Origin of the sequence: Dactylosporangium sp. NPDC049525, from assembly GCF_040676755.1 — a bacterium.
Classification (GTDB): Bacteria; Actinomycetota; Actinomycetes; order Mycobacteriales; family Micromonosporaceae; genus Dactylosporangium.
The window spans coordinates 1-7,677 of sequence record NZ_JBFAPO010000127.1 but is presented as its reverse complement, the minus strand read 5'-3'; the positions used below and the strand labels follow the sequence as shown (position 1 = coordinate 7,677).

General features: G+C 71.1%; 5 protein-coding genes. 3 read left to right on the top strand and 2 right to left on the bottom strand.

Features of this window, described 5'->3' with window-relative positions:
- Positions 1-118: 118 nt before the first annotated feature.
- Complete coding sequence (locus tag AB0K00_RS57305) at positions 119-2,719, bottom strand: glycosyl hydrolase family 18 protein (protein WP_363540067.1); 2,601 nt, start codon at positions 2,717-2,719, stop codon at positions 119-121.
- 110 nt (positions 2,720-2,829) lie between these two features.
- A complete protein-coding gene (locus AB0K00_RS57300; RefSeq protein WP_363540065.1) occupies positions 2,830-3,759 on the bottom strand; it encodes a hypothetical protein in 930 nt (309 codons plus the stop codon).
- Positions 3,760-3,879: 120 nt separating this feature from the next.
- Between AB0K00_RS57300 and AB0K00_RS57295 the strand changes: the two genes are divergently transcribed.
- From AB0K00_RS57295 to AB0K00_RS57285, 3 genes are all read left to right on the top strand, one after another.
- Positions 3,880-5,478 (top strand): polysaccharide lyase family 1 protein, encoded by a 1,599-nt coding sequence (locus AB0K00_RS57295; RefSeq protein WP_363540064.1) that lies wholly within the window; start codon positions 3,880-3,882, stop codon positions 5,476-5,478.
- An 81-nt stretch (positions 5,479-5,559) separates the two neighbouring features.
- On the top strand, positions 5,560-5,886 hold the full coding sequence (locus AB0K00_RS57290; protein WP_363540062.1) for a putative quinol monooxygenase: 327 nt from the start codon (positions 5,560-5,562) through the stop codon (positions 5,884-5,886).
- Positions 5,887-5,971: 85 nt separating this feature from the next.
- Entirely contained in the window at positions 5,972-7,582 is a 1,611-nt protein-coding gene (locus tag AB0K00_RS57285) for a TerD family protein (RefSeq protein ID WP_363540060.1), read from the top strand.
- Positions 7,583-7,677 lie beyond the last annotated feature (95 nt).

The window sequence follows — 7,677 nt, the reverse complement described above, 5'->3', positions numbered from 1 at the left end:
GGCGCGGCCCGCGCCACGTGCTCCCCCCCCCGCCCCGGGGCGCCCCAAACCCCCGCTCCGCGGGCCGGGCCGGCCCCCCCCCACCGGCCCGCCACGACCTGCTCTCACGCGTGGGTGTTCAGCAGGCGCCCTGGTCTTCCCAGACGCCCCACTGGCCGGTGGTGGTCGGGTTCTCGCCCTGCGTCCACCACTTCGCCCGGTACTTGCGGCCGGCGTGCTGCACGACCGTGTTGCCGACGTACGCCGTCGTCGCGTTCCACACCGGCAGCGACCCGCAGCCGGTGCCGGTGGAGGCGCTCGGCGAGGTGCTCGGGCTCCGGCTCGGCGACGCGCTCGTGCTCGGGCTCCGGCTCGGCGATGTGCTCACCGATGCGCTTACCGATGCGCTCGCCGACGGCGATGTGCCGGAGCAGACGCCCTGATCGACCCAGACCGCGCTGGTGCCGGGCGTCTCGCCCTGCGTCCACCACTGCGCCTTCCACGTGTGGCCGTTGTGGGACACCAGGTTGCCGCCGGTGTACACGGTGCCCGCCGCCCACGCCGGTGCGGTGCAGGTGCCGGTCGACGGGTTGCCCGACACGGTCGGGGAGACGCTCGGCGCGGTGCCGCCACGGGCGTAGTCGGCCGCGAGGGCGTAGGTCTGGCCGCCGAAGCTGAGGGTGAAGTTCGACGGGCCCGAGATCGGCAGCTGGTAGTTGAGCGTCACCTCGGCGAACGAGCCGGCCGCGATCGCCGGCACCGTCAGCCGGACCCGGTGGAAGTCGCCCTTGAGCCCGCCGACGTTGCTACCGGTGTGCCCGGTCGACACGACGGTCAGCGCCCAGCCGGACTGCTGGCCGAGGTTGCCCGGCGCGGTGGTCGGGTAGTCGAACTCCAGCTGCGCCCCGGCCGGGATCGCCGCGCCGGTGTTGTTGGTCAGTCGCAGCTCCGGGTTGATCGGGTAGTTGTTGTCGCCGAGGGCGAATCCGCCGACCGACACCCCGACGTTCAAGGTCTGCGTCGGCAGCGTGATGTTCGATTTGCGTGCCCCGTACGGCCCGGCCGCCTTGAACTTGTCGTAGAGCAGGTTCGTCAGCGTGTTGCCGATGTAGTACTCGTTGCGGGTCGCGTCCCAGGCGTAGTCGCCGGCGAGCTCCCAGATCATGATGCCGCCGATGCCCTTGTTCACCACATAGTCGGCCTTGACCCCGAGCGACTGGTCGTCCTCAGTGGACAGGAACACCTGCTTCTGCGCGTTCCACAGCCACGGCGCGACGAGGGCGCTGGAGTAGTTGCGGGCATAGGTGCCGCTGATGCGGTCCTCCGGGTCGGTCGCCGGGGTCAGCCCGTACGCCTCCAGATAATCCCCGGCGCGGCCGTCCTGCAGGTTCTTGGCGTGCCACATCGGGTTGGCGCCGGCCGGGACCTCCGCGTTGAGCTCGACGTCGTGCCACAGGTTGTCGATGCCGACCGCGCCGTTGCCGCACGGTGTCGTCGAGCCGATCGCGCCGCCGGTGCCGGCCGGGCACTTCGTCTGGTCCGGCAGCGCCGCGCGTCCCCAAAGGCCGTTGGTGCCGCCGGTGACGCCGCGCCAGCCCCGGGTGTAGTACGGCACGCCGAGGTTGATCCGGCCGGACTGCATCGCCCCGCGGAAGTAGTGGTACGCCCAGTCGGTGTTGAGGTAACCGATGTTCTGGTAGGCCCCGTAGACGCCGCCGGTGGACAGCTCCGCGTCGTCGCCGTTGTCGTAGAGCGCCGCGTTCGGCCCGACGAAGTTGTTCCAGGAGCCGTGCAGGTCATACGACATGATGTTGACGTAGTCGAGGTACTGCAGCGCCTGGTAGGACTCCAGGCCGCGCAGCAGCCAGCCGGACGCGGGCGCGGCCACGGTCACCATGTAGTACTTGCCGTCCGCCGCGGCGGCGGTGTCGAGCTTCTCCCGCAGCGTCTTCATCAGCAGGTGGTAGGAGGCGTTGAGCCCGGCCCGCTTCGCGTCCGCCTGGGCGAAGTCGAGCGGGTTGCCGGCCTTCGCGTTGGAGGTCGGGTACTCGTAGTCGATGTCGACGCCGTCGAAGCCGTAGGTGCGCAGGAACGTGACGACCGAGTCGGCGAAGGTGTTGATGCCGGCGACGTTGATGCTGTTGTCGCTGTTGGTGGTCATCCGGTAGAAGCCGCCGGAGTCGATCCGGTCGCCGTTGTCGGCGAAGTAGCCGCCGGTCTCGGCCCAGCCGCCGACGCTGATCAGCGTCTTGACGCCCGGGTGCTGCTTCTTGAACTTGTTGAGCAGGTTGAAGTGTCCGGTGTACGAGTACGCCGGGTCCATCTCCGCGCCAGCGGTGCCGGGCCAGGTCATGTTCGTCGCCGGGTTGTTCGCCGCGCTGGGCGTGCCGACGGAGATCTTGTTGGTGCCGTCGACGTGTGCGAACGCGTAGTTGACGTGGGTGACCTTGTCCCACGGGATCTGGCTGGCCAGGTATGCGGGCGCGCCGTTCTTGCCGGTGCGCCAGCTGGTGAAGTAGCCGATGATCCGGCGGCCGTGGTCGGCGCCGAGGTTCTCGCGGCCGTTGGTGTCGTAGACGTTGCAGTAGGGGACCGTGACCCCCGGCGTCGGGTAGAGCCCGTCCGGGCGGCAGGCTGCCTGGTCGACCTCCGCGCTGGCGGTGGTCACGAAGAATGCCGCGGAACCGGCCACCAGGGCGGCCGTCGCGGCGGACAAGAGGTGCAGGGCGCGTCGTCGCATAGAACCCTCCGCCAACCGTTAATAAAGTTAACAGTAAAGTGTCCTAGATGTATAGCGGCCATCGACGAGGGTGCGCAAGGGCAAGGCTTAACGGTGCCTTAGTACGCGACTTATTTCTGGCAGGCCTGAAACAGGTTGCGCATCGCGTGGATCGAGGAACGGACTTCCTGGAGGAGTTCGGTGGTGGCCAGGGGTCGGCCCCACTCGGTCATCGCGAGGTCGTCGAAGCCGATCGTCTCGATGCCGCAGCCGTAGGTGCGGCCCAGGAGCCGGACGGCGTCGCAGTGCTGATGCCGCACGTACGGGTCGTTGGTCACCAGTAGGACCCGGTCGGCCGGGGTGGGTGTGTGGATGTGCTCCGCCCAGCCCAGCAGGGTGCAGGCGGTGCTGGCCCGCAGCGGCAGCCGGGTCGATGCCGCGGCGAGCACGTGGACGGCGGGCTGCGCCGCCCAGATCTGGTGCCACCAGCCGTCCCCGGTGCGGGTCTTCACGGGTTCGGGCAGGTCGAGGAACCGTTGCAGCGCCGCCCGCATCATGTCGGCCTCGGTGTCCAGGGGTCCGAGGCCGAGGCGGATGCCCTCGCGGTGCTCCCGGTCGTCGCGGTGCCGCAGGCTTCCCAGCCCGGCGACGGTGCCGGCGCGCAGGCCGCCGCGCAGGAGCCGGGCGGTGTAGTCGACCCGGCCGAGGGTGACCCGGATGCCGCCGCCGAGGATCACGACATGGTCGTAGCGGTCGTGCGCCGGTGCGGTGCCGCCGAGGCCCAGGGCGTGGATCAGGGCGCGGAGCTGGTCGTCGAGGACCGGGCCGTAGCCGACGCGGGCGGTGTCGAACCGCTCCTTGACCCCGGCGCGGAAGTCCCAGACCGCGGAGAACTCCGCGACGTGCTCCAGGGTCACTCCGGTCGGGCCGACCGGCAGGTCGCCGCCGAAGTGGCCGACGAGCTCGCGCATGGCCGGCGACGTGACCCAGCCGTGGATCGAGGCGGCCACGGCGGCGGGGTCGGGCCCGCCCGGCTCGCACGGCGGCAATGACTCCGGCACCCAGGCAGCCTACAAGACGGCCGATTCCTGCAACAAAGCTGCACATCCATGGCATTGACTTGCGTCGTTGTCCGGCCCAACGTGATGAGGAAAGCGCATTCCTATGCAGGGGAGGTACCAATGCAGGAAGCGCACCCCGCCCGCCGCCGCGGGCGTCTCCTCGCCGTGGCCGCCGTCGCCGCGGTGGCCGCCGCGCTCAGCGTGGCCCTCGGGGCGACCGCCAACGCCGCCACGCTGTTCTCCGACGACTTCAACGACGGCAACGCCAACGGCTGGACCGCCTCGGGCGGCACCTGGGCGGTCACCTCCGGCGCGTACACGCAGTCCGGCGCGAGCGCCGGCGCCAAGGCCCTCGCGAGCACCGCGTCCTGGTCCACGATGACGGTGTCGGCGAAGGTCAGGCCCACCACGTTCGGCAGCTCCGGCTCGCGCGGGATCGGCGTCGCGGCCCGCGCGCAGAGCACGTCCAACTTCTACGCCCTGGTGCTCACCTCGACGTCGGTGCAGCTGCGCAAGGGCGCCACGACCACCCTCGCGTCGGCGCCGTTCACCGCGGCGACCGGCACGACGTACACGCTGTCGTTGAGCGCGAACGGCAGCGCCCTGACCGGCGCCGTCAACGGCGTGCCGCTGGTGTCCACTTCGGACTCGTCCTACGCCACCGGGCGGGCCGGGCTGGTCGCCGGGTACACCGCGGGCGCCTTCGACGACGTCGTGGTGACCGACGCGGCCGGGCCGGGCCAGCCGTCGCCCTCGGCGTCGGTCTCGCCGTCGCGGTCGCCGTCGACGTCACCCTCGACCAGCACCAGCCCGCCGCAGCCCGGCACCGCCATCGGCTGGGCCGCGCAGGCCGGCGGCACGACCGGCGGCGCGGGCGGCCCGACGGTCACCGTGACCACCTGGGCGGACTTCCGGACCCAGGCGCAGGCGGCAGGGGCCAGGACCATCCTGGTCAACGGCATGCTCAGCGGCTCGGGCACGGTGGAGATCTCGGCGAACAAGACGATCCGCGGCGTCGGCGCCGGCTCCGGGGTCTCCGGCACCACCCTCAACATCGAGGACCTGCAGCCGGCCAACGTCATCATCCAGAACCTGAACATCCACGGCGTGCTCGGCACCGACGCGATCCAGATCGAGAACGCGACCCACATCTGGATCGACCACAACACCATGTCCAGCACCATCGAGGACAACCCCGACGTCTACGACGGCATGATCGACATCACCCACGCGGGTGACTACATCACCGTGTCGTGGAACGTCGTGCGGGCGCACTGGAAGACCTCGCTCGTCGGGCACTCCGACGGCAACGCCGGCGAGGACGTCGGTCACCTGCGGGTCACGTATCACCACAACTGGTTCGACCAGACCTTCGAACGCAGCCCGCGGGTCCGCTTCGGCGAGACCGTCCACGTCTACAACAACTACTACTCGAACATCAACCACAACGCCGACTCCTACGCCGTCGCCTCCACCATGAACGCCGGCGTGCTGGTCGAGGCCAACGTCTTCGAGAACGTGCAGCAGGCCTGCTGGTCGGCGAGCGGCTACGCGGACTCGGACCCGGGCCGCCTGGTCGCGCGCGACAACGCGCTCACCAACTCCGGGCCGTGCGAGACCAACGGCACGGTGGCCGCGCTGCCCTATGCGTACACCGCCCAGAGCGTCGGCACCGTCAAGGCGTCCGTCACCGCCGGGGCGGGCGCCGGCAAGCTCTGACATCGCGCGAAGGCCGCCGTGTCTGCGCCCGTCCGTGGGTACTGTGACGGGCGCAGACACGGCGACACGAAAGGGCGCGAAATGATCTTCATCACGGCCAAGTTCCAGGTCCGGCCCGAATACGCGGAGCGGTGGCCGGAGCTGTCGGCCGACTTCACCCGGGCGACCCGGGCGGAGCCCGGCTGCCTGTGGTTCGACTGGTCCCGCAGCCTCGAGGACGAATGCGAATACGTGCTGGTCGAGGCGTTCCGCGACGGCGACGCCGGTGGGGCGCACGTGCAGTCGGCGCACTTCAAGCAGGCGCAGCTGACGTTGCCGCAGTACCTCGCCCGGACGCCGCGGATCGTCAACGCCACCGTCGACCAGGACGACTGGTCGGAGCTCGGGGAGCTGGCGGTGCCGGACTGATCCATAGTGGACGATCGGGTTCGTGACGCGATGATCGACTGCGAGATACCGTGTCGATACGCTCACGCCCGGAGGTGGCCCCCGCATGACGACCGCAGCACTCGCCCGCGGTGCGAACACCACGATCGACGAGACGGCCGTCAAGGCGCTGATCGCCTGGCGGGCGGGCGCGACCGTGGACCCGTGCGCGTTGCTGGTCGATGCCGGCGGCAAGGTGCGCGGCGACGCGGACTTCGTGTTCTACAACCAGCCCCGGGACGCCTCCGGCGCGGTCTCGCTGAGCACCGACGGGCCGGCCGCGGCGACCTTGGCCGTCGACCTCGCGCGGGTACCGGCGGGCGTCGACAGCGTCGTCATCGCCGGCTCGATGGACGCCGGCACCTTCGACACCGTGCCGGGGCTCGCGGTCACGGTGACGGGCCGGCAGGGGCGGGTCCTCGCGACGTTCCCGGTGCTCGACGTCGAGCCGGTCGCCGCGATGGTGTTCGGCGAGTTCTACCGGCGGCAGGGCCGCTGGAAGTTCCGGGCCATCGGGCAGGGCTGGGACTCCGGGCTGGCCGGCCTGGCCACGCACTACGGCGTCACCGTCGACGAGCCGCCCGCCGCCGCCCCGGAGCCACGGCCCGAGCCGGTGTCGCGGCCGCGGCCCGACTGGTACGTGACCCCGGACCGCCCCGGCGTCCTGCGCTGGTGGAACGGCACCGAGTGGAGCGCGCAGACGGTGCCGCTGGTCCATGACACGCCGGCGGTGTGCGGGCGGTGCGGCGGGCCGAAGCTCCGCAGCTACGCCGGTGTGCCGTCGACCTGCCGCAGGTGCGAGCCGGAGGTCAACGGCGTGCTCGCCGGGTGGCGTACCAAGGCCGCCAGGGTCCTCGCCGCGTCCGGGCCGACCGGTCCGGCCTGGGACGAGCTGTGGTCGGAGCTGCGCTACTACCGCGTCCGGGAGGAGGCCGGCCGGGAGGCGCTGCGCCCGGCCGCCGTGCACCACCTGCACCGGGTGCTGACGTTCGCCTTCGCCGACGGGATCATCGAGCAGCACGAGCTGGACGGGTTCGACGAGGCGGTCCGCCGGCTCGGCGTCATCGACCCCGCGATCAGCGGGATGCGCCGCCGCCTGCAGCGGGGCCTGGAGCTCGGCCTGATCACCAACGGCGCGGTGCCGCGGATCGGGCAGAGCACCCTGCACCTGGACGCGGACGAGATCCTGCACCTGGAGGTGCCGGCGGTGCACGTCCGGAACCTGGCCAAGGGGCCGCGCCGCAGCAGCGGCCGGCTGATCGCCACGAACGCCAAGCTGCGGTTCGTCGGCGACACCGCCGGCTCGGACCTCGCCTGGGCCAAGGTCCTCGAGGCGCGCCCCGAATACGGCACCGTCGTGGTCGCGGCCACGACCGCCCGGGGCGGCGGCAGCTATGAGGTGGGCGACCCCGAGTACGTGGCCGCGGTGCTCACCGGCGTCCTCAAGATCGCCAAGCGGATCGTGGCGGCGCCGGGCCAGCGCGACTCCCGCTCGGTCCCGCCGGCGATCCGGGCCGAGGTGTGGCGCCGTGACGGCGGGGCGTGCGTGGAGTGCCAGGCCACCGAGTACCTGGAGTTCGACCACGTCATCCCGTGGAGCCGGGGCGGCGCGACCAGCGTCGGCAACCTGCAGCTGCTGTGCCGCCGCTGCAACCTCGCCAAGGGCGCCAGGATCTAACTTGATCTTTAACCTCGGGCTGGCTTGCATCGACCCCGGCTGATCATGGGTGCAGCCCTTGATCGATCATTCCTCTTGTCTAGGGAAGAAGATCC

Coding starts and splice junctions, on each gene's coding strand:
- AB0K00_RS57305 (WP_363540067.1), bottom strand. CDS start 2,719: ATGCGACGACGCGCCCTGCACCTCTTGTCCGCCGCGACGGCCGCCCTG.
- AB0K00_RS57295 (WP_363540064.1), top strand. CDS start 3,880: ATGCAGGAAGCGCACCCCGCCCGCCGCCGCGGGCGTCTCCTCGCCGTG.
- AB0K00_RS57290 (WP_363540062.1), top strand. CDS start 5,560: ATGATCTTCATCACGGCCAAGTTCCAGGTCCGGCCCGAATACGCGGAG.
- AB0K00_RS57285 (WP_363540060.1), top strand. CDS start 5,972: ATGACGACCGCAGCACTCGCCCGCGGTGCGAACACCACGATCGACGAG.